The 20,143-nt window shown below is 70.2% G+C and carries 23 protein-coding genes; 15 read left to right on the top strand and 8 right to left on the bottom strand.

From position 1 onward, the window contains the following. Positions 1-33: 33 nt before the first annotated feature. Positions 34-1,167: a DUF2786 domain-containing protein gene (locus tag OG787_RS20280; RefSeq protein WP_405535936.1), complete on the top strand. Its 1,134-nt coding sequence runs from the start codon at positions 34-36 to the stop codon at positions 1,165-1,167. Positions 1,168-1,791: 624 nt separating this feature from the next. Here the strand turns inward: OG787_RS20280 and OG787_RS20275 are convergent. From OG787_RS20275 to rpmB, 3 genes are all read right to left on the bottom strand, one after another. Further along, complete coding sequence (locus OG787_RS20275; protein ID WP_405535935.1) at positions 1,792-2,340, bottom strand: hypothetical protein; 549 nt, start codon at positions 2,338-2,340, stop codon at positions 1,792-1,794. 84 nt (positions 2,341-2,424) lie between these two features. Continuing rightward, positions 2,425-2,730: a 30S ribosomal protein S14 gene (rpsN, locus tag OG787_RS20270; RefSeq protein ID WP_369034090.1), complete on the bottom strand. Its 306-nt coding sequence runs from the start codon at positions 2,728-2,730 to the stop codon at positions 2,425-2,427. A gap of 29 nt (positions 2,731-2,759) precedes the next feature. Then, positions 2,760-2,996 (bottom strand): 50S ribosomal protein L28, encoded by a 237-nt coding sequence (rpmB, locus tag OG787_RS20265; RefSeq protein ID WP_319291850.1) that lies wholly within the window; start codon positions 2,994-2,996, stop codon positions 2,760-2,762. Positions 2,997-3,057: 61 nt separating this feature from the next. On the opposite strand from rpmB, the gene rpmG reads away from it, so the two are divergent. From rpmG to OG787_RS20240, 5 genes are all read left to right on the top strand, one after another. After that, the gene (gene rpmG / locus OG787_RS20260; RefSeq protein WP_015658813.1) at positions 3,058-3,222 is read left to right on the top strand and encodes a 50S ribosomal protein L33; all 165 of its coding nucleotides are present in this window, start codon (positions 3,058-3,060) and stop codon (positions 3,220-3,222) included. 8 nt (positions 3,223-3,230) lie between these two features. Further along, complete coding sequence (locus tag OG787_RS20255) at positions 3,231-3,479, top strand: type B 50S ribosomal protein L31 (RefSeq protein ID WP_105970889.1); 249 nt, start codon at positions 3,231-3,233, stop codon at positions 3,477-3,479. A 70-nt stretch (positions 3,480-3,549) separates the two neighbouring features. Next, positions 3,550-4,725, top strand: a complete 1,176-nt coding sequence (locus OG787_RS20250) for a CobW family GTP-binding protein (RefSeq protein WP_405535934.1) — start codon at positions 3,550-3,552, stop codon at positions 4,723-4,725. Between the two features lie 7 nt (positions 4,726-4,732). After that, a complete protein-coding gene (rpsR, locus tag OG787_RS20245) occupies positions 4,733-4,966 on the top strand; it encodes a 30S ribosomal protein S18 (RefSeq protein WP_235475918.1) in 234 nt (77 codons plus the stop codon). A 282-nt stretch (positions 4,967-5,248) separates the two neighbouring features. Then, positions 5,249-5,527, top strand: a complete 279-nt coding sequence (locus OG787_RS20240) for a DUF397 domain-containing protein (RefSeq protein WP_235475917.1) — start codon at positions 5,249-5,251, stop codon at positions 5,525-5,527. A gap of 105 nt (positions 5,528-5,632) precedes the next feature. Here the strand turns inward: OG787_RS20240 and OG787_RS20235 are convergent, their stop codons facing one another. Then, the gene (locus OG787_RS20235; RefSeq protein WP_369034089.1) at positions 5,633-6,142 is read right to left on the bottom strand and encodes an ATP-binding protein; all 510 of its coding nucleotides are present in this window, start codon (positions 6,140-6,142) and stop codon (positions 5,633-5,635) included. 346 nt (positions 6,143-6,488) lie between these two features. Here OG787_RS20235 and OG787_RS20230 point away from each other — a divergent pair, with 346 nt between their 5' ends. The 6 genes from OG787_RS20230 (at position 6,489) to OG787_RS20205 (ending at position 12,062) form a co-directional block, all read left to right on the top strand. Further along, the gene (locus OG787_RS20230) at positions 6,489-7,313 is read left to right on the top strand and encodes a helix-turn-helix domain-containing protein (protein WP_369034109.1); all 825 of its coding nucleotides are present in this window, start codon (positions 6,489-6,491) and stop codon (positions 7,311-7,313) included. A 104-nt stretch (positions 7,314-7,417) separates the two neighbouring features. Continuing rightward, positions 7,418-8,887, top strand: a complete 1,470-nt coding sequence (locus tag OG787_RS20225) for an aldehyde dehydrogenase family protein (protein WP_405535933.1) — start codon at positions 7,418-7,420, stop codon at positions 8,885-8,887. Between the two features lie 110 nt (positions 8,888-8,997). After that, entirely contained in the window at positions 8,998-9,546 is a 549-nt protein-coding gene (locus OG787_RS20220; protein ID WP_369034087.1) for a DinB family protein, read from the top strand. 24 nt (positions 9,547-9,570) lie between these two features. Continuing rightward, on the top strand, positions 9,571-10,212 hold the full coding sequence (locus OG787_RS20215; RefSeq protein ID WP_369034086.1) for a PadR family transcriptional regulator: 642 nt from the start codon (positions 9,571-9,573) through the stop codon (positions 10,210-10,212). 90 nt (positions 10,213-10,302) lie between these two features. After that, positions 10,303-11,259: an ATP-binding cassette domain-containing protein gene (locus OG787_RS20210; RefSeq protein WP_405535932.1), complete on the top strand. Its 957-nt coding sequence runs from the start codon at positions 10,303-10,305 to the stop codon at positions 11,257-11,259. Between the two features lie 74 nt (positions 11,260-11,333). After that, a complete protein-coding gene (locus OG787_RS20205; protein ID WP_369034107.1) occupies positions 11,334-12,062 on the top strand; it encodes an ABC transporter permease in 729 nt (242 codons plus the stop codon). An 8-nt stretch (positions 12,063-12,070) separates the two neighbouring features. Here the strand turns inward: OG787_RS20205 and OG787_RS20200 are convergent, their stop codons facing one another. Beyond that, positions 12,071-13,498: a glutamate decarboxylase gene (locus OG787_RS20200; protein ID WP_369034085.1), complete on the bottom strand. Its 1,428-nt coding sequence runs from the start codon at positions 13,496-13,498 to the stop codon at positions 12,071-12,073. Positions 13,499-13,586: 88 nt separating this feature from the next. Here OG787_RS20200 and OG787_RS20195 point away from each other — a divergent pair, with 88 nt between their 5' ends. Then, the gene (locus tag OG787_RS20195) at positions 13,587-14,348 is read left to right on the top strand and encodes a MerR family transcriptional regulator (protein ID WP_405535931.1); all 762 of its coding nucleotides are present in this window, start codon (positions 13,587-13,589) and stop codon (positions 14,346-14,348) included. An 18-nt stretch (positions 14,349-14,366) separates the two neighbouring features. Here the strand turns inward: OG787_RS20195 and OG787_RS20190 are convergent, their stop codons facing one another. Next, on the bottom strand, positions 14,367-14,732 hold the full coding sequence (locus tag OG787_RS20190) for a YbjQ family protein (RefSeq protein ID WP_369034084.1): 366 nt from the start codon (positions 14,730-14,732) through the stop codon (positions 14,367-14,369). Positions 14,733-14,880: 148 nt separating this feature from the next. Here OG787_RS20190 and OG787_RS20185 point away from each other — a divergent pair, with 148 nt between their 5' ends. After that, entirely contained in the window at positions 14,881-15,735 is an 855-nt protein-coding gene (locus OG787_RS20185) for a DedA family protein (protein ID WP_369034083.1), read from the top strand. 107 nt (positions 15,736-15,842) lie between these two features. On the opposite strand, the gene OG787_RS20180 is transcribed toward OG787_RS20185, so the two are convergent. Further along, positions 15,843-17,540 carry a threonine/serine exporter ThrE family protein gene (locus tag OG787_RS20180; protein WP_405540532.1) on the bottom strand — a complete coding sequence of 566 codons (1,698 nt, stop codon included), beginning with the start codon at positions 17,538-17,540 and terminating at the stop codon, positions 15,843-15,845. A gap of 115 nt (positions 17,541-17,655) precedes the next feature. Beyond that, positions 17,656-18,147: an inorganic diphosphatase gene (locus OG787_RS20175; RefSeq protein WP_053746895.1), complete on the bottom strand. Its 492-nt coding sequence runs from the start codon at positions 18,145-18,147 to the stop codon at positions 17,656-17,658. Between the two features lie 79 nt (positions 18,148-18,226). On the opposite strand from OG787_RS20175, the gene dacB reads away from it, so the two are divergent. Continuing rightward, on the top strand, positions 18,227-19,978 hold the full coding sequence (gene dacB, locus OG787_RS20170; protein ID WP_405535930.1) for a D-alanyl-D-alanine carboxypeptidase/D-alanyl-D-alanine-endopeptidase: 1,752 nt from the start codon (positions 18,227-18,229) through the stop codon (positions 19,976-19,978). Positions 19,979-20,143 lie beyond the last annotated feature (165 nt).

Here is a 20,143-nt window from a genome sequence, read left to right as displayed (position 1 = left end):
ACTCGAAGTGGGCGGACATGGCACGATCGACGGGTGACCAGCAACACCGTCGAACAAGCCTTCAAGGCGGCCCTGTACGCCGACACGGACACGACCCTCGACACGGGCGCGTCCCTCCTCGCCGCCGACCCGACGGCGGACGCCGAACTCGCCCGCCGCGGCGAGGAGTTCGTGGCGTCGGCCTGGCGCCGGGGCTGGCAGCCGGCGGATGTCGTACGCCTGGTCCGCCGCGAACTGGACGAAGCGCATGTACGCGTGGTGACGACCCTGATAGTCGCCCAGGCCCGTGACGACCGAGCCCGGGACCACCGCTGGACGGCACAACTGGCCGACCTGCGTACGGAGACCACGCCACCCGCGGCCCGCATGGACCGCTTCACGCACGCGACGACGATCTTGGAGCTGTACCGCCTCCTGCTGACACTGCCGACGCTGGAGCCCTTGGACGGCGGTTCGACCGGAGGTGCGGCCCGCCCGGAGTCCCGGATGCTGCCCCGTATCCGCGCGCTGCTGGCGAAGGCGGAGGCGACGGGCTTCCCGGAGGAGGCGGAGGCGCTGAGCGCGAAGGCCCAGGAACTTATGGCCAGGCACAGCATCGACGAGGCCCTGCTGGCGGCCGGCGCCCCCGCACCCGACGCCCCGCGCGCGTGCCGCCTGGGCGTGGACGCGCCGTACGAGGAGGCGAAGGCGGTCCTGCTCCACGCGGTGGCCGACGCGAACCGCTGCCGAGCGGTGTGGAACGAGGCGCTGGGCTTCTCGACGGTGGTGGGCTTCGAACCGGACCTGGAGACGGTGGAACTCCTGTACACGTCGCTGCTGGTACAGGCCACGACGGCGATGACGAGGGCGGAGGCGGTGCAGCGGGCGCAGGGCCGCAGGCGCACGAAAACATTCCGCCAGTCCTTCTTGGCGGCCTACGCCCACAAGATGGGCGCACGCCTGGAGGCTGCGACGGCGGCACAAACACCGGCGCCCGAGACCGCCGACTCCCTGCTCCCGATCCTGGCAACCCGTGACTTGGCGGTCACGGCCCACCTGACCCACCTGTTCCCCACAACAACGACAACGCGCCTGAGGGGCGCAACAGACGAAGCAGGCTGGACAGAGGGCACAACAGCAGCAACCCAGGCAGCCCTACACGACCGCAGACGCCTACCGGGCGCCTAGGGGGCCTTGCCCAACTGCGGACCGGTGGGGGCTGGTCGCGCAGTTCCCCGCGCCCCTGAAAGCGCCGCGCGTCCCGTTCCGTTTGGCTGCGGGCCGGTGGGGGTTGGCCGCGCAGTTCCCCGCGCCCCTAAAACCCCGTCCGTCCCAATTCGTTTGGCTGCGGGCCGGTGGGGGTTGCTCGCGCAGTTCCTCGCGCCCCTAAGGGGGCGCTCCACCCGCCCAGCTGCGGGCACGCGCGTGCCCCAGGGGGTGATGCCCGTCCACCTCGCCCAGCTGTGGGCCGATCGCGCAGTTCCCCGCGCCGCTGAAGGGGCGCGCCCATCCGCTCAGCTGCGGGCCAGGCACGCGTGCTGCCAAGGGTGGCGCCCGTCCACCCCACCCAGCTGCGGCCGCGAGGGGCGGCGCTCACCTTGGCAGCGAGCGACCTCGACCCACCTAGCTGCGGCCATGCGCGCCGTTGGGCGGCGCCCGTCAGACCCGCCCAGCTGCGGGTATGCGTGCCGCTGGGGGCGGCTCCCGTCCCACCGAGAGCGGCACCCCGTACAGCGCCGGGCTGCGCGACCCACCCCGAGGTTCACGTCAACGCCGGTGCCGTGGACACCGCCAGCCCCCGGAGGGACCCCCTCAGGACCCCAACCCCGCCGTAGGCAACCCCGACGGCAGCTGGCCGCCCTCCGCCTTCGTGTACGTCTCCGTGCCGAGACCGCTCTCCCACGTCACCTTCATCGACGTCGCGTCAACGGAGTCGACCATCCCCTCGGCCCGGTCCTTGTTCCCGTCGGAGCAGGTGAGCCGGACCATCTGCATCCCCGTCTCCTTGCCCGCCGTACCGCTACAGACCATCCCCCCGGTCGCGAACAACCCGGCCTTCGCCCCGGTGACCACCAGCGCCACAGCACTGCCCTTGCTGGTGGTCAACCAACTGCCCGCCAACGCCGTATCCGCCGCGGTCGTACCGCCGCCGCCCGAGCCCGAGCCGGATTCGGAGTCGGAGGGCGACGGTGAAGCGGACGCCGCCGACGAGCCCGTACCGCCGCTAGCCGCCCCGTCGTCCGACCCCCCGTCACCACTGCACCCGGCCAGCAGCACCACCCCAGCCACCCCGGCCACCGAAGCCACACCAGCCCTGCGCAGCAGCCCGCGCGCGTACGACACCGAAGTCACCGAAGTCATCGAGTTCAGCGAAGTCACCGGGAAGCTCCCAACCAGTAGCCGCCGGCAAGAGCCGTCACGACCGCACGACAGGACCGCAGCAAGCTACCAGGACGACTTGCGAACCCCTGGGAGGAACCCTGCATGCGCCTGTGAACGCAGGCTCACCCGCGACAGCCCGAACGCCCGGAAGTACCCGCGGGGCCGCCCGTCCACCTGGTCCCGGTTCCGCACACGCGTCGCACTCGCGTCCCGAGGCTGCCGTTCCAGCTCCCGCCGCGCAGCAGCCCGCTCCGCCTCCGACGACCCCGGCCGCCGGATGATCTCCTTCAGCTCGGCCCGCCGCTCCGCGTACCGCGCGACGATCTCCTGCCGCTTCCCGTTCTTCGCGATCTTGCTCTTCTTCGCCATGTCCCGTACCTCTCTACCCTTCCTGTCCCTCAGACCCTGACCCCACGCGCCCGAATCCGGGCCACCGCCGCCTCGACCCCGATCGTGTCCACGGTCTTGATCCCCTTCGTGCTCAGCCGAAGCCGCACATGCCTGCCCTCGCTCGGCAGCCAGTACCGCTTCGACTGGATGTTGGGGTTGAAGCGGCGCGACGTACGCCGGTGCGAGTGGCTGATGTTGTTGCCGAAGCCCGGCTGGGCGCCGGTCAGCATGCAGTGGGCGGACAAGGTGACGCACCTCTCTCGATCAGGTTGTGCAAATGGAAGTCGTTTTCAGTAAGATACCAGCATGGCTCGCAACGAACTCCGGCCGGTCATCAAGCTCCGGTCCACGGCCGGGACCGGCTTCACGTACGTCACCCGCAAGAACCGCCGCAACGACCCGGACCGTATGACCCTGCGCAAGTACGACCCGGTCGCCGGCCGCCACGTCGACTTCCGAGAGGAGCGCTGATCAGCGCCATGCGTAAGGGAATCCACCCGGCGTACGGACCCGTCGTCTTCCGCGACCGGGCCGCGAACCACGCCTTCCTCACCCAGTCCACGATGACCAGTGAGAAGACGGTCGACTGGGAGGACGGCAACACCTACCCCGTCGTCGACGTCGAGATCTCGAACATCAGCCACCCCTTCTACACCGGCACGGCCCGCGTCCTGGACACGGCCGGCCGCGTGGAGCGCTTCGAGCGCCGGTACGGCAAGAAGGGCTGAGGGACCACACGTGCAGGCGCACAAGCATAAGCATGAGCACGAGTCGTCCGGACCGGCTCACGAACTCTCCGTGGCGATCGTCGGCGGACTCCACGCCGACGCCCGCAAGGCAGCCGTCGCCCGGCTGCTCGTCGACGTCCCCGGCAGTGTCGTACTCCACCACGACCTCGCCACGGCCGTCGCCGGTACGGTCGTCCGGACCGTCAGCGACGCCGACGGCATCCTCTCCGCGGGAGAGGCGCCGCTGGTCAACGACTGTGCGTGCTGCGCCCTGCGCGAGGACCTCGTCCCGGAGCTGCGACGGCTCGCGGACGCCGGGCTGACCCGGCTGGCGATCGTCGAACTGTGGGACTCCGTCGAGCCCAAGGCGATGGCCGAGGTGGTGACGGCCGGCGGCCTCACGGTCACCGGCGTCATCACCGCCGTCGACCCGGCCCTGCTGCTGCCGTACCTCGGCAACGGCGACGACCTGGCCGAACGCGGCCTCGCCGCCGCGGCCACCGACCAGCGCACGGTCGCGGACACCTTCGCCCGCCAGCTGGAGTACGCCACCGTCCTCGCCCTCGTCGACTCCCCGGAGGCCGACGACGAGGACCGCGAGCTGCTCGCGCAGCTCCACCCGACAGCCCGCCAAGTCCCCGTAACGGGCGGCCACCCAGGGGACTTGGCGGGCGCGACCGACGCGTCCGAGGGGGACGCGTCCCCGCTCTCCCCCCTCGCCTCCGCCGCCCTCGCCGGATTCGACGTCGAGGCCGCCGCCGCTGCCCAGCACCCGGCATGCGCCCTGCTGCCCGCCGAGGCCGACGCGCACGGCGTGTCCACCTTCGTCTGGCACCGGCGCCGCCCCTTCCACCCGGAGCGGCTGTACGAGGCGCTGGAGGACCTGACCTGTGCCGCAGCCCGCAGCCGGGGCCGGTTCTGGCTCGCCGACCACCCGGACACGCTGCTCCACTGGGACGCGGCGGGCGGCGCGCTGTGCGTGGAGAGCGCGGGCCCCTGGCTCGCCTCCCTCCCGGACGCCGCCTGGGACATGGTCCCGCCCGTGCGCCGGGCCGCCGCCGCCCTCGACTGGCACCCCGAGCACGGCGACTGCTGCCAGCACCTGGTGTTCACGTCCCCGGGCCTCGACCGCGACGGACTCGAACAGCTCCTGGAGTCCTGCCTGCTCACCGACGCCGAGTACGCGGGCGGGCGCGTCGCCTGGAAGCGCCTGCCGCCCGCCTTCGACACCCTCCTGGAGGTCTGACCCCGCCATGGCCCGCAAGATCGAACGCAAGCCCGTCAAGGCCCGCCCCAACCCGCTGGACGCCGCCAAGATCACGTACATCGACTACAAGGACACGGATCTGCTGCGGAAGTTCATCTCCGACCGGGGCAAGATCCGCAGCCGCCGGGTCACCCGCGTCTCGGCCCAGCAGCAGCGCATGCTCGCCCGTGCGATCAAGAACGCCCGGGAGATGGCCCTGCTGCCGTACGTGTCCCGCTAGCCCCACGCATCCCTTCAGCCTCGTACCCCCGCTTCCATTTGTCCCAGGAGGTGGGGGTACGGGCGTGCTGGGGGCCCCTGGGGGGAACGCGTAGGGGCGCGCGTGCGTCAAGGTGGGTAGCGGCGCGAACACCCCGCGTGCACGTGCATCTGACCGTGCGCATGCGCATGCATACGCCCGTGCATACGTCCATGCGTCTGCACGTGAACAGAGTTATGATCCGGGTCAGTTGACCACTGCATCAATGGCCTCACCAGCCAGTGCACCACCAGGGAGCGACCTGTGGACCACGACGTGTACGACGTTGGCGTAGACGATGAGTCCGGCGTGTACAACGGCATGGCCGCCGCGCGGCTGGACGGCGTCGCCGCCTGGCAGAAGAGCCGGCACAGCAACTCGCAGGGTTCCTGCGTGGAGTTCGCGCGGCTGCCCGGCGGCGAGGTGGCGGTACGCAACTCCCGCTTCCCCGACGGTCCGGCGCTCGTCTACACGCGCGCCGAGATCGAGGCGATGCTCCTCGGCATCAAGGACGGCGAGTTCGACCACCTGATCGCGAGCTGACCGCCCCGCGTCCGTACCGGCACCGAAGCCGGTCGAAGCGGGGCGTAACCACTGATCAACTCACGGTGACGCGCGTAGAACCGGGACCCGAAAAAACGCCCCGCCTCACTCCGCGGAATGCAGCCGGAACAGCGCCCAGACGACCTTGCCGCCGAGCGTGCCGGAGAGCGGGTGCCAGCCCCAGCTGTCGCTGAACGAGTCGACCAGGAACAGTCCGCGCCCCGACTCGGCCGAGAAGTCCTCCGAGAACTCCTCGGCGTCGTACGCCACCGGACTCTCCCGGCTCGGATCGCGCACCGCGCACACCAGCCGCTCGGTCCAGCGCATCAGATGCAGCCGTACGGGCGGCTCCTGGGCCGGGGAGAGCTGGGCGTCCTTGGGCACCGCGTGCCGCAGGGCATTGGTGACCAGCTCGGAGACGACCAGACAGACGTCGTCGAAGCGGTCGCCGATGTCCCACTGGGCGAGTGTTCTCCGGCTGAACTGCCGTGCCTCGCGCACCGCTTCGTAGCGGGCGGGCAGCGCGCACGACGCCGCGTTGGACACAGTCGAGGGATCCAGTGGCGGAAGGCCCTGCCTTAACGGCTCGAGCATGGTTGATCCATTCGTCCCCATGCGAGGCACTCCCGGGAGATCGCGGTCGTTGCGAAGCAGTCATTGCGTTGCAGCGGTGGCGCGAGACCATGGTTTCCGATGCGTACGGCGGATGCAAGGGCAGATGCACGTGCACGCGCCCCAATTGGACCCTCCCGTACCGCTTCTTGGTCATTTTTTCCGCCAACTTTTCACCTCTGGCCGGTCTTCCCCTTGCCCCATCCTGTGCGTACGCTCTGACGTCTTCCCATTTGAGTAACCGGACGAGTACTGCTCGGAGTGTTTTAGTGGCAGACTGCGGCCCCTGGAGAGGTTGGGGAGGTTGTCGAACGTGAGCGCGGGAGAGCCGGGATCGGTGGTGCGGCGCATGCTGCTCGGATCACACCTGAGGCGACTGCGTGAGGCACGGGGGATCACGCGAGAGGCGGCGGGTTACTCGATCCGCGCCTCCGAATCGAAGATCAGTCGTATGGAGCTGGGCCGGGTGAGCTTCAAGACGCGGGACGTCGAGGACCTGCTGACGCTGTACGGCGTGAGCGACGAGGCCGAGCGCAACGCGCTCCTCTCCCTCGCCAGGGAGGCCAACGTCGCCGGCTGGTGGCACAGTTACTCGGACGTCCTGCCGAGCTGGTTCCCCACCTACGTGGGCCTGGAGGGCGCGGCGTCACTGATCCGCGCCTACGAAGTCCAGTTCGTGCACGGCCTGTTGCAGACCGAGGCCTACGCGCACGCGGTCGTCGGACGCGGCATGAAGGGCGCGAGCCCCGACGACATCGAGCGCCGGGTCGCGCTGCGCCTGGAGCGGCAGAAGAACCTCCTCTCCGACGGCGGCGCGGAGTTCCACGTCGTCCTGGACGAGGCGGCGCTGCGCCGGCCGTACGGCGACCGCGAGGTGATGCGCGGTCAGCTCCAGCATCTGATCGAGGTCTCCGAGCGGCCCAACGTACGGCTTCAGATCATGCCGTTCGGCTTCGGCGGGCACGCGGGCGAGAGCGGCGCGTTCACCATCCTGAGCTTCCCGGAGTCGGACCTGTCCGACGTGATCTTCCTGGAGCAGCTCACCAGCGCGCTCTACCTGGACAAGGCGGAGGACGTCACCCAGTACGAGAAGGCGATGAAGGAGCTCCAGCAGGACAGCCCCGGCCCGGCCGAGAGCCGGGACCTGCTGAGGGGCCTGCTGCAACTGTCGTGACCGGCGTGCCGGTTGATCCCCCAACTCCCTTGGAACGCACGTACGATGACGTGCGATCAGACCGTGATAAGGGCTTTACGGTATTGAGGGGACTGAGGGATCACATGCCAGCACCTGCGTACTACTTCACCGACCTCGCGCAGCAGTACATCGGCGGTGAGTGGCGCCCGGGCACCGGCTCCTGGGACATCATCGACTTCAACCCGTACGACGGCGAGAAGCTCGCCTCCATCACGATCGCCACGGTGGACGAGGTCGACGAGGCGTACCGCGCCGCCGCCGCGGCCCAGAAGGAATGGGCCACGACCAACCCGTACGCCCGCCGCGCGGTCTTCGAGAGAGCCCTGCGCATCATCGAGGACCGGGAGCAGGAGATCGCCGCGGCGATCATCGCCGAACTCGGCGGCACCCACCTCAAGGCCGGCTTCGAGCTGCACCTCGCCAAGGAGTTCCTGCGCGAGTCGATCCGTCTGGCGCTGACCCCCGAGGGAGAGATCATCCCCTCGCCGGTCGACGGCAAGGAGAACCGCGTCTACCGCGTCCCGGTGGGTGTGGTGGGCGTGATCAGCCCCTTCAACTTCCCCTTCCTGCTCTCCCTGAAGTCGGTCGCCCCGGCCCTCGCGCTCGGCAACGGCGTCGTCCTCAAGCCGCACCAGGACACCCCGGTGGTCGGCGGCTCCCTGGTCGCGAAGATCTTCGAGGACGCGGGTCTGCCGCCGGGCCTCCTGAACGTGGTCATCACGGACATAGCCGAGATAGGCGATGCGTTCATAGAGCACCCGGTCCCGAAGGTCATCTCCTTCACCGGCTCGGACAAGATCGGCCGCCACGTCGCGACCGTCGCCGCGCCCCTCTTCAAGAACGTGGTCCTCGAACTCGGCGGCAACAGCGCCCTGGTGGTCCTGGACGACGCGGACATCGACTACGCGGTCGACGCGGCGGTCTTCAGCCGGTACGTCCATCAGGGCCAGGTCTGCATGGCCGCCAACCGGGTCCTGGTGGACCGCTCGATCGCCGCCGAGTTCACCGAGAAGTTCGTGACCAAGGTCAAGTCCCTGAAGGTGGGCGACCCGAGCGACCCCACCACGGTCATCGGCCCGGTCATCAACTCGTCCCAGGCGGAGGCGCTCTCGGGCGTGGTGCGACGGGCACTGGAGGACGGCGCGACGGCGCTGCTGCACGGCACGACGAAGGACAACCTGGTCGAGCCGTCGGTCCTGACCGACCTCGCCGCCGACTCGCCCCTCCTCCAGCAGGAGATCTTCGGCCCGGTGGCCCTCCTCGTCACCTTCGACGGCGAGGAGGAGGCGGTCCGCCTGGTCAACAACACGCCGTACGGCCTCAGCGGCGCCGTCCACACGGCCGACGTCGAACGCGGCATCGCCTTCGCCAAGCAGATCGACACGGGCATGTTCCACGTCAACGACGGCACGGTCCACGACGAGCCCCTGGTCGCCTTCGGCGGCGAGAAGTCCTCGGGCATCGGCCGCCTGAACGGCGAGGCGACGGTGTCGGCGTTCACGACCCAGAAGTGGATCTCCGTGCAGCACGGGCGGAGCGGCTTCCCGTTCTAGAGCCTCTCGAACCTCTTGGGCGACCCGAGGGCTTTAGGACGACACCTGTCCTGAAGCCCTCGTAACGTCATCGGTGTCAGGCAGAACGACCCGATGAAAGGCGGCCCACCATGGTCACTCACGTTCCTTCCGAGGCACCCGGCGACGAGCGCGGAGCCCTGCTCGCGTTCCTGGAGGAGCAGCGCGGCGGAATCCGGCGGGCCCTGCTGGGGCTGACGGAGGAGCAGGCGGCCTCGCGGCCCAGCGCCAGTGAACTGTCCCTCTCCGGGCTGCTCAAGCATGTCGCCGAGGTCGAGCAGGGCTGGGTCGCGCGGGCCAAGGGCGAGGCGCCGGCCGTCAAGCGGGACCAGTCGAACTGGCACGAGAACTTCGTCCTCGTCGAGGGGGAGACGGTCGAGTCCCAGCTCGCGTACTGGGAGAAGGTCGCCGCCGAGACCGAGGCGTTCCTGCGGTCCGTACCGAGCCTCGACGACACCTTCGCGCTGCCGCCGGACCCGTGGTTCCCGCCGGAGGGCCGCGTCTCGATGCGCTGGCTGGCGCTGCACCTGATCCGCGAGACCGCCCGGCACGCCGGTCACGCCGACATCATCCGCGAGTCCCTGGACGGCGCGACCGCCTTCGAGCTGGTGGCCAAGGAGCAGGGCACGAGCTGGGGCTGACGTCAAGGGTCCTACGCTGGCCCCATGTCAGCGATCCGTCTCCTCGTGCTCGGCGCGGTCCGTCAGCACGGGCGGGCCCACGGCTACCAGGTGCGCAACGACCTGGAGTACTGGGGCGCGCACGAGTGGTCCAACGCCAAGCCCGGCTCGATCTACCACGCGCTCAAGCAGATGGCCAAGCAGGGACTGCTGCACGCGCACGAGATCGCGCCCTCCACGGCCGGCGGCCCGCCCCGCACGGAGTACGAGATCACCGACTGGGGCACCGACGAATTCCTGCGCCTGCTGCGCGAGGCCCTGACCTCGTACGACCAGAAAATGGACGTCAAGTCGGCGGCCATCGGCTTCATCGTCGACCTGCCCCGCCACGAGGCGGTCACCCTCCTCAAGGAACGCACCCGGCGCATCGGCGAGTGGCGGGCCTCGGTCACCGAGCACTACGTCCCCGAGGACGGCCCCGAACAGCTGGGCCACATCGGCGAGATCATGAACCTCTGGATCCACACGGCCGACGCCGAGGCCGAGTGGACGCTGGGCCTGATCGCCCGGATCGAGGGCGGGGCGTACACCTTCGCGGGGGAGGGCGAACCGTTCGTCGGGGTCCTGGCCGAGGGCGAGGCGAACCCGTACGCGACGGGGGAGAAGCACCCCGAGGACGCCGGCTAATCAAGTTTGACCAATTACTCCGGGCGGGTTACCTTCGAAAGGTAATCAAGTTTGACTAGTGAGCTGGCTTCGTCCAGCAAGGAGGACTCCGTGGCCGACGCGGCGATCACCGTCGAAGGCGCCCACAAGAAGTACGGCGGCACCCAGGCACTGTCCGGACTCGACCTCCAGGTCGCCCGAGGCACGGTGCACGGCGTGCTCGGGCCGAACGGCGCGGGCAAGACGACCCTGGTCCGCATCCTGTCCACCCTGTTGCGGCCCGACGGCGGCCGGGTCGAGGTGGCCGGCCACGACGTGCTGACCGAGGCCCGGCAGGTCCGCTTCCGCATCGGCCTGCTCGGCCAGCACGCGGCGCTCGACGAGGAGCTGAGCGGCCGGCAGAACCTGGAGATGTTCGGCCGCCTCTACCACCTGGGCGCCCGCCACGCGCGCGTGCGGGCCGGTGAACTCCTCGCCCGCTTCGGGCTCGCGGACACCGGCCGCAAGGCGGTCCGGCACTACAGCGGCGGAATGCGCCGCCGCCTCGACCTCGCCGCCTCCCTCATCACCGACCCGGAGGTGCTCTTCCTGGACGAACCCACGACCGGCCTCGACCCACGCGGCCGTACGGAGGTGTGGACCGCGGTCCGCTCCCTCGTCGGCGGCGGTACGACGGTCCTGCTCACCACCCAGTACCTGGAGGAGGCCGACCAGCTCGCCGACCGCGTCTCGGTCGTCGACCGGGGCCGGGTCGTCGCCGACGGCACACCGGACGAGCTGAAGGCCCGCACGGGCGGCGACCGCATCGACGTCGTCCTGCGCGACGCGGGCCAACTGGGCGCGGCCGTCGCCCTGTTGCCCGTACCCGCCGACAGCGTCTCCGCGGACCCCGACCGGCGGCTGCTGAGCGCCCCGGTCACCGACCGCATGGCGGCGCTCTCCGGGGTCGTACGGGCCCTGGAGGCGGCCGGGATCGAGGCCGAGGACATCGCCCTGCGGCGCCCGACGCTGGACGAGGTGTTCCTGGACCTCACCGGCGGCGACGAACGGACGAAGGAGGCCGCGTGACGACGTACGAGACGTACGAGACGTACAAGGCGATCGGAGGGCCGGGCACGCGCGCGTTGAGCGACTGCTGGACCATGACCCGCCGCGAACTCGCCCATTGGGCGCGGCAGCCGGTCCAGGTGCTCGTCGGGCTGGTCTTCCCGGTGATGCTGCTGCTGATGTTCGGCTACCTGGTCGGCGGCGGCCGGGAGGTGAGCGGGGACTACGTCGACTATCTGGTCCCCGGCATGCTCGTGCTCACCATGGCCTTCGGTCTGGAGGGCACGATGCTCGCCGTCACCCAGGATCTCAACAAGGGCGTGATCGACCGCTTCCGGTCGATGCCCATGGCCAACGGCGCGGTCCTGGTGGGCCGTTCGGCCGCCGACATGCTCCAGTCGGCCCTGGGGCTCGCCGTGATGCTCGCGGTGGGGTACGCGATCGGCTGGCGCGCCCACGGGGGTGTGGCGGCCCTCCTGGGGGCCGTGGGCCTGCTCCTGCTGTTCCGCTTCGCCATGCTGTGGATCGGCATCCACCTGGCCATGGTGGCCGGGAGGCCGGAGCTGGTGCAGGCGGTCCAGATCCTGGTCTGGCCGGTCGGCTTCCTGTCCAACGCCTTCGCCACCCCCGAGTCCATGCCGGGCTGGCTGGGCACGGCCGTCCAATGGAACCCGATGTCCCAGACGGCCACCGCGGTACGCGACCTGTTCACCAACCCCGGCGGCGAACCGGGCCACCTCTGGGCGGCCGTCGCCTGGCCCCTGGCCCTGCTGGCGGTCTTCTTCCCGCTGGCGGTACGGAGGTTCGGCCGTCTGAGTCGGTAACCCGGGTCCTAGTGGTGGAAACCGGTGGCCGCGTCCTTGTCGTGCGTCGACGGATGCGGCTGCCGGCGCAGTTCCGGCAGCAGTCGTTCCAGGTCCTCCACGAACAACTCGGCGAGGTCCGCGGAGAAGCCGTTGCGGCACACGACCCGGAGTACGGACAGGTCCTGCCGGTTCTCCGGGAAGGTGTACGCGGGGACCAGCCAGCCCCGCTCGCGCAGCCGCCGGGAGACGTCGAAGACGTCGTACGCGGTCACGTCCGCCCCGGTCGTGAAGGCGAACACGGGCAGCTCGTCGCCCCGGGTGAGCATCCGGAAGTCGCCCAGCTCCTCGATCCTCTTGGCGAGGGAGCACGCCACATCGCGCGTGGACTGCTGCACCGCCCGGTAGCCGTCGCGGCCCAGCCGCAGGAACGTGTAGTACTGCGCGACCACCTGGGCCCCGGGGCGCGAGAAGTTCAGCGCGAACGTCGGCATGTCGCCGCCCAGATAGTTGACGCGGAAGACCAGCTCCTCGGGGAGCGCCTCCTTGTCCCGCCACAGCGCCCAGCCGACGCCTGGGTAGACCAGCCCGTACTTGTGCCCCGAGGTGTTGATCGACGCCACGCGAGGCAGCCGGAAGTCCCACACCAGGTCCTCGTCGAGAAAGGGCGCCACCATGGCCCCTGAGGCCCCGTCGACATGCACGGGGATGTCGAGCCCGGTCCGCTCCTGAAGGGCGTCCAGGGCCTCGCACAGGCCCGCGATGGGCTCGTACGACCCGTCGAAGGTCGACCCGAGGATCCCGACGACCCCGATGGTGTTCTCGTCGCACAGCTCGGCAGCCGCCTGCGGATCGAGATGGAACCGGTCGCCCTCCATGGGCACCAGACGCGGCTCCACCTCCCAGAAGTTGCAGAACTTGTCCCAGCAGACCTGCACATTGACGCCCATGACGAGGTTCGGCCGGACGTCCCGCCCCGGATACCGGTCGGCGTTGCGCGCCGCCCACCGCCGCTTCAGCGCCATCCCGGCGAGCATGCACGCCTCACTCGAACCGGTGGTCGAGCAGCCCACGGCGGCGGCCGGATCGGGCGCGTTCCACAGATCGGCGAGCATCGCCACACAGCGCCGCTCCAGCTCGGCGGTGCGCGGGTACTCGTCCTTGTCGATCATGTTCTTGTCCTGGCACTCGCCCATCAGGACACCGGCCTGCGGCTCCATCCAGGTGGTGACGAAGGTGGCCAGGTTGAGCCGCGAGTTGCCGTCGAGCATCAGTTCGTCGTGCACGAGCTGGTACGCCGTCGTCGGCGGTAGCGGTGCGTCCGGCAGCCGGTGCGTGGGCGGGGCCTCGGTCATCCCGCCGACCGGATTGGCCTCCCCGTAGAACGGGTTGACGGCGAGCCTGCGCCCGTCGCCCTTGTCGTCCGGTGTTCCGCTGTCCCCTGGATGCAGTGGCATGCCTACGACGGTAGGTCCGGGCCGTCGGACTTGCATCTCACGCCACGTAAGGATTCATCGTGAAGGGCGTACCCAGAAGGGAGCGGAGATGAGCTACTCGGTCGGCCAGGTAGCCGGTTTCGCCGGCGTCACGGTGCGCACCCTGCACCACTACGACGAGATCGGCCTGCTCGTACCCAGCGAGCGCAGCCACGCGGGCCACCGGCGCTACAGCGACGCCGATCTCGACCGGCTACAGCAGATCCTGTTCTACCGGGAGCTCGGCTTCCCGCTCGACGAGGTCGCCGCCCTGCTGGACGACCCGAAGGCGGACCCGCGCGCGCAGCTGCGCCGCCAGCACGAGTTGCTGACCGCCCGGATCGAACGGCTCCAGAAGATGGCGGCGGCCGTGGAGCACGCCATGGAGGCACGCAGAATGGGCATCAACCTGACACCCGAGGAGAAGTTCGAGGTCTTCGGCGACAAGGACCCGGAGGCACACGCGGAGGAGGCAGAGCGCCGCTGGGGCGGCACGGACACCTACGCGGAGTCGCAGCGCCGCGCGGCCTCGTACACCAAGGACGACTGGAAGCGCATGCAGGCCGAGGTGACCTCCTGGGGCGAGAGCTACGACGCCCTGATGGCCGCCGGTGAGCCCTCGACGGGCGAGGCGGCCATGAGCATGGCCGAGGAACACCGGCGGCACATCACCAAGTGGTTCTACGAATGCACGTACGACATCCACCGGGGCCTCGCCGAGACGTACGTCTCGGACGAGCGCTTCAAGGAGTTCTACGACTCCATGCGCCCGGGCCTCGCCGAACACCTCAGGGAGGCGATCGAGGCGAACGCGGCCCGGCACACCGCATAGGGATCCCCTGGTCCGGGACTACTCCCGGACCAGGACCACCGCGGTCCCGTACGCGCACACCTCCGTGCCCACGTCGGCCGCCTCGGTCACGTCGAAGCGAAAGGCGAGGACCCCGTTGGCGCCACGCGCGCGTGCCTGCTCGACGAGCCGTTCCATGGCCTGATTACGGGTCTCCACCAGCGTCTTGGTCAGCCCCTTCAGCTCGCCGCCGATCATCGACTTCAGCCCGGCCCCGATCTGGCTGCCGAGATGCCGTGACCGCACGGTCAGCCCGAAGACCTCACCGATGACCCGCTCGACCCGGTGACCGGGGATGTCGTTCGTCGTCACGACCAGGACGTCCGACTCCGGTCCCTGGCCGCCGCCGTACTCTTCGATGCCCATAACCTCACAGGGTGGACCCAGTTCCCGCACAGCGCACCCCGGAGTGGCGCATGGAAGCTGTTGGAACCTGGAGGGGTCACATTGCGTTGATAGCTTTGCCCCACCCGATTCTCTGCTCATCTCTGCCAAGCCTCAGGAGCCCGGAACAGTGACGATTGCCCTCGGACCGAGCTGGCTGGACCCGGACTATCTGCTGGACCAGTTCGGCATCTGGGGCCTGCTCCTGATCGTGTTCGCCGAGTCCGGTCTGCTCATCGGCTTCTTCCTGCCGGGTGACTCGCTGCTGTTCACGGCGGGCCTGTTGATCACCTCGGGCACGCTGGACTTCCCCCTGTGGGGAGCGGTCGCTCTGATCTGCGTCGCCGCGATCCTCGGTGACCAGGCGGGCTACATGTTCGGCAAGAAGGTCGGCCCGTCGCTCTTCAGCCGCCCGGACTCCCGGCTCTTCAAGCAGGAGAACGTCACCAAGGCCCACGAGTTCTTCGAGAAGTACGGCCCGAAGTCCCTGGTCCTGGCCCGTTTCGTGCCCATCGTGCGCACGTTCACGCCGATCATCGCCGGCGTCAGCGGCATGAAGTACCGCTCGTTCGTCATCTTCAACGTCATCGGCGGCGTCCTGTGGGGCGCGGGCGTCACCGTGCTCGGCGCGGTGCTCGGCGACATCGAGTTCGTGAAGAAGAACATCGAGCCGATCCTGCTGCTGATCGTCTTCATCTCGGTCGTCCCGATCATCATCGAGTTCGCCCGAGCCCGCAGCAAGGCCAAGAAGAACCCGCCCCAGCAGCCCCCGGCTCCGCCGACGCAGCAGCAGTACCAGGCCCCCATGGACGACGCGACGACGCAACTCCGCCGCATCCCCCCGGCCCAGCAGCAGAACGACGACCAGGGCTACGCCCAGCAATACGCCCAGCAGTACCCGTACAACCCGGACTACGGCTACCAGCAGCAGCCCCAGCAGCAATACCCCTACGGCAACCAGAACAACGGCTACCCCCAGAACTGACCCGCGCCGGGACGCGCCCCAAAGGGGCGCGGGGAACTGCGCGATCAGCCACAACGCACCTGCACCCGCCATGAGTCAGAAGCCCCCGAGCTACTAGGCGCCCAGACTCAGAACCCTCGCGTCCGCTTGGCGGCCCGCCGCCCCCCGGCGGCCCCGTTGGGCAACCTCAAGAACAACCGCGAGATCTCCGACCCCAGATTCACCCCGATGGCAATAGCCATCGACAGCGCCGCCGCTTTCGCCAACGACACCAACCCCGCGTCCATGTCGTTCTGCGCGATCGACAACAGCCCGAAATATGTGGCCGACCCTGGCAACAGGGGCCCGATCGCCGCGGTGGTGTACGGCAGCGCCGACGCGAACCGGTACCGCGACAGCAACTGCCCGAACAACCCCACCAGCCCCGCCGCGACAGCGGTCGACGCCACCGGCGAGAACCCACCGGTGTCGTACATCGCGCCGTACACGGTCCAGGCGACACCCCCGTTGAGGGTCACGATGAGCACGGTGGATCGTTCCTGCTGGAGCATGATCGCGAAGGTCAGCGACAGCAGCATGGAGGCGCCGATCTGCAACAGCGGTTCAGCCGTCCCCAGCGCGGCGTCCGGATTGAGCTCGGCGCCCAGCTCCACGCCGAAGTACAGGATCAGCAGCACCCCGACGACGATGCCCACGAAGAAGTACATGACCTCCAGCAGGCGCGCGGACGCGGTGATGTAGAACCCGGTCAGCCCGTCCTGCACCCCGGCCACCAGCGCCCGCCCGGGCAGCAGCGCGAACAGCCCGCCGGTGATCACCGCGGACGCCTTCACGTCCACGTCCGCGAGCGTCAGCGCGACCCCCATCGCGGCCGGCGGCATCGCGGCCACGGTGAACTGGTAGAACTCCGGCAGCCCGCGCCCCGCGCACAGCCACGCCAGCCGGTCGCCCAGCATCGCGCCGAGCGCCGCCGCCACGAACACGACCAGGTCGCCGCCGACGAGCACGGAGGCGGCGCCCGCGAGCAGCCCGGCGGCCACGGTGAGCCCCCAGCCGGGATACGGGTGCCGGTTGCGCCGGATCTCCGCGAGGCGCCCGTAGGCCTCTTCCAGCGACGGGGCGGTCTCCGGGTCGCTCAGGTCGTCCACGAGCCGGTAGACGGCCGCCAGGCGCGTGTAGTCGGTGCCCCGGCGCCGGACCGTCCGTGACGCCGTCACCGGGTCGTCGACGAGCGAGGGCTGGTACGAGATCGACAGCAGGGTGAAGGTGACGTTCGGCTCGCAGCGGTCGAGGCCGTAGGACCGGCAGACGGCGAACATGGCCGCCTCCACGTCCTCGGCGCCCTCACCGCCCGCGAGCAGCAGTTCGCCGATGCGCAGCGTCAGGTCGAGCACGCGCGGGACGGCCGGCCCGCCCTCCTCGGCCGCCTTGGGCACCCGCTCCGGCGCGGGCCGCTCGGCCACCGGCATCCGCAGCATCGTGCGCATCCGGTCCTGCCAGGGCGCGTCCTTGGTGAGACTCACCACAGGGATCCCGCTGGGCGGCGTGAACGCGGGCGCCCGGTACGTACGCGGGGTGCTGAAGGCGGAGCCCTCGGAATCGCCACCCGGCGGCTGTGGGACGTCGAGCCCCTCCGGCAGGGCGAACTCGGAGGTGGTGTCGGACTCCCCGGCGACGGGCTTCGGCGGGGCCAGCCCCTCGGGAAGCGCGAACTCGGAGGTCGTGGACGAATCCCCGTCACCACCGCCGGTCGTACCGCCCACGAGGGGAACCGTGAAGACGCCCCTGGCCTCGTCCGACGGCGGCTTGCGGTCCTCGTCCGTCACTCCGTATCGCTCCCTGCGCACGCCCCTTTGGTACGCCTCAGTATGCGCACAGACGCACGAACGGGCCGCACGCGCACGCGTGCGGCCCGTTCAGTGTGACGAGGCGCGAGGGGGCTCAGTGGCCGCCCTGCTCCTTCAGACGCTTGTACGACCGCTCGATCTCGGCCTCGGCGTCCGCGCGGCCCACCCAGTTGGCGCCCTCGACGGACTTGCCGGGCTCCAGGTCCTTGTAGACCTCGAAGAAGTGCTGGATCTCCAGCCGGTCGAACTCCGACACGTGGTGGATGTCCCGGAGGTGCTCCACGCGCGGGTCGTGCGCGGGCACGCACAGCAGCTTGTCGTCGCCGCCGGCCTCGTCCGTCATCCGGAACATGCCGATCGCACGGCACTGGATGAGGCAGCCCGGGAAGGTCGGCTCGTCCAGGATGACCAGCGCGTCCAGCGGGTCGCCGTCCTCGCCGAGGGTGTTCTCGACGAAGCCGTAGTCGGCCGGGTAACTGGTCGAGGTGAAGAGGCGACGGTCCAGGCGGATCCGACCGGTCTCGTGGTCCACCTCGTACTTGTTCCGCGAACCCTTCGGAATCTCGATCGTGACGTCGAACTCCACCGGTGGCTCCTCCATGATCAGCACATAGTTCTGGTGGTTAAGTGTCCCTCACGCCGGAGTGTGATCGCGAAAGGGGCTGGTGTTCGTGCCAGAGCTGAGGCCTTGGCGGGCCGCGAGGCCGCGTGTGGCGCGGCTGGCGCGAACCGTACGACCGCGTCTCACCCGTGCCAGGGCCACGGTGAAACCGCAGCTCGGACGGGCCAGAGCGGCCGTCAAGCCACAACTCGAACGAGCGACGGCGACGGTCAGGCCGCAACTCGAACGGGCCGGACGAGCCACAGCCGCCGTGAAACCGCGGGTCACGCGCATCACACGGGCCGTGGCACCGAAGCTCGCCGCTCTCCCGAGGCCGAAGAACCTCAGGACGCTGACGACACTGCCGCGGACCTGGCAGTACACCGCGGGCGCCGCGACCGCCGGACTGGCGTTGACCGCCGGCGTGGTGACCGCCGCCGGCCCCTGGGACTCCTCCGGTCAGCGTACGGCGGAGCGGGACTGGGCGGCTGTACAGGAGCGATCCGGTGGCACAGATCACGGTCGTAATTCTGGTACGTCCGATACATCCGGTACCTCCGGTACGTCGGCCGGGGCGCCCGCACCCGCGCCGAGCGCCCCCTCGGTGCTGACCGGCCTCGGCAGCGCCACCGGCACCCTGAAGGCGGCCCCCGCGGGAAGCGCCCTCGCGGCCGTCCTGGCCCCGCTCCTGGAGAACCCCGCGCTCGGCACCCGCCGTACGGCCGCCGTCGTCGACGTGGCCACCGGGAAGCGCCTGTACGGCCTGGGCGCCGGCGAGGCACTCGTCCCCGCCTCCACCACGAAGATCGCCACGGCCGTCGCCGCGCTCTCCGCGATGGGCCCCGACCACCGCCTCACCACCCGGGCCGCCCTGGAGCCCGACACGAACGAACTCGTCCTGGTCGGCGGCGGCGACCCGACCCTGACGGCCCGTACGGACCCGGAGGGCTGGGCCAGTCTGCGCACCCTGGCCGACTCGACGGCCGCCGCCCTCAAGAAACGCGGCGTACGCCAGGTGACGCTGTCGTACGACACCACGCTCTACGCGGGCAAGGAACTCCACCCGATCGGGGTCAACGACAACCTCGCCCCGGTCAGCGCCCTGATGGCCGACGAGGCCCGCACGGACGACTCGTCGAGCGGACCGGCGCCGCGCGTCACCGACCCGGCGGCGGCCGCGACCCGCACGTTCGCGGCGCTGCTGGCGAAGCACGGCATCAAGACGACGTCCCCCGGCCCGTCCAAGGCCACGGGCCGCGCGAGCACCCTCGCGAAGGTCTCGTCACCGCCGCTCTCGGCCCTGGTCGAGCGCATGCTGACCAACAGCGACAACGACTTGGCGGAGGCCCTGGCCCGCCAGACGGCGCTCGCGACGGACGTCCGCCCCGACTTCGCGGGCGGCGCCAAGGCGATCCACGCCCAACTGAAGAAGCTGGGCCTGCCCATGACCGGCGCCCGCTTCGCGGACGGCAGCGGCCTGAACCGCGCGGACCGTCTCACCCCGGACCTCCTGACCGCCCTCCTGGCCAAGGCCGGCGACCCGTCCCACCCCGACCTCCGCGCAGCCCTCACGGGGCTCCCGGTGGCAGGCTTCACCGGCACCCTCAGCGCCCGCTACACGGACGGTGCGGCAGGCGTCGTACGAGCCAAGACAGGCACGCTGACGGGCGTCAACGCACTGGCGGGCACGGTCGTGGACCGAGACGGCCGCCTCCTCGCCTTCGCCTTCCTGGCAGCGAACACCACCAGCCCGACCGAGGCCCAGGCAGCCCTGGACCGCACAGCAACAGCCCTGGCGGCCTGCGGCTGCGGGTAGCTCCGCTGGCTGCGCGGTTCTTCGTCCGCGGGCCCGGTGGGGGCTGGTCGCGCAGTTCCCCGCGCCCCTGAGGGGCGCGGCCCGCACCGCTGTGGGCAGGCGTTCCGCAGGGCGGAACGGGTGGGCACAGCCTGCGACGCCGGGTGCAGCCCGAACCGACCCCGC

The sequence above is a fragment of the Streptomyces sp. NBC_00075 genome, from assembly GCF_045041225.1.
GTDB classification, from domain to species: domain Bacteria; phylum Actinomycetota; class Actinomycetes; order Streptomycetales; family Streptomycetaceae; genus Streptomyces; species Streptomyces adonidis.
This window is presented reverse-complemented; position numbering and strand designations above follow the sequence as displayed.

Bases quoted from the DNA above. Each gene is read 5' to 3' on its own strand.
- OG787_RS20275 (WP_405535935.1), bottom strand. From the start codon at position 2,340: ATGACTTCGGTGACTTCGGTGTCGTACGCGCGCGGGCTGCTGCGCAGG.
- rpsN (WP_369034090.1), bottom strand. From the start codon at position 2,730: ATGGCGAAGAAGAGCAAGATCGCGAAGAACGGGAAGCGGCAGGAGATC.
- rpmG (WP_015658813.1), top strand. From the start codon at position 3,058: ATGGCTCGCAACGAACTCCGGCCGGTCATCAAGCTCCGGTCCACGGCC.
- OG787_RS20255 (WP_105970889.1), top strand. From the start codon at position 3,231: ATGCGTAAGGGAATCCACCCGGCGTACGGACCCGTCGTCTTCCGCGAC.
- rpsR (WP_235475918.1), top strand. From the start codon at position 4,733: ATGGCCCGCAAGATCGAACGCAAGCCCGTCAAGGCCCGCCCCAACCCG.
- OG787_RS20235 (WP_369034089.1), bottom strand. From the start codon at position 6,142: ATGGGGACGAATGGATCAACCATGCTCGAGCCGTTAAGGCAGGGCCTT.
- OG787_RS20230 (WP_369034109.1), top strand. From the start codon at position 6,489: ATGCTGCTCGGATCACACCTGAGGCGACTGCGTGAGGCACGGGGGATC.
- OG787_RS20225 (WP_405535933.1), top strand. From the start codon at position 7,418: ATGCCAGCACCTGCGTACTACTTCACCGACCTCGCGCAGCAGTACATC.
- OG787_RS20220 (WP_369034087.1), top strand. From the start codon at position 8,998: ATGGTCACTCACGTTCCTTCCGAGGCACCCGGCGACGAGCGCGGAGCC.
- OG787_RS20215 (WP_369034086.1), top strand. From the start codon at position 9,571: ATGTCAGCGATCCGTCTCCTCGTGCTCGGCGCGGTCCGTCAGCACGGG.
- OG787_RS20205 (WP_369034107.1), top strand. From the start codon at position 11,334: ATGACCCGCCGCGAACTCGCCCATTGGGCGCGGCAGCCGGTCCAGGTG.
- OG787_RS20200 (WP_369034085.1), bottom strand. From the start codon at position 13,498: ATGCCACTGCATCCAGGGGACAGCGGAACACCGGACGACAAGGGCGAC.
- OG787_RS20195 (WP_405535931.1), top strand. From the start codon at position 13,587: ATGAGCTACTCGGTCGGCCAGGTAGCCGGTTTCGCCGGCGTCACGGTG.
- OG787_RS20190 (WP_369034084.1), bottom strand. From the start codon at position 14,732: ATGGGCATCGAAGAGTACGGCGGCGGCCAGGGACCGGAGTCGGACGTC.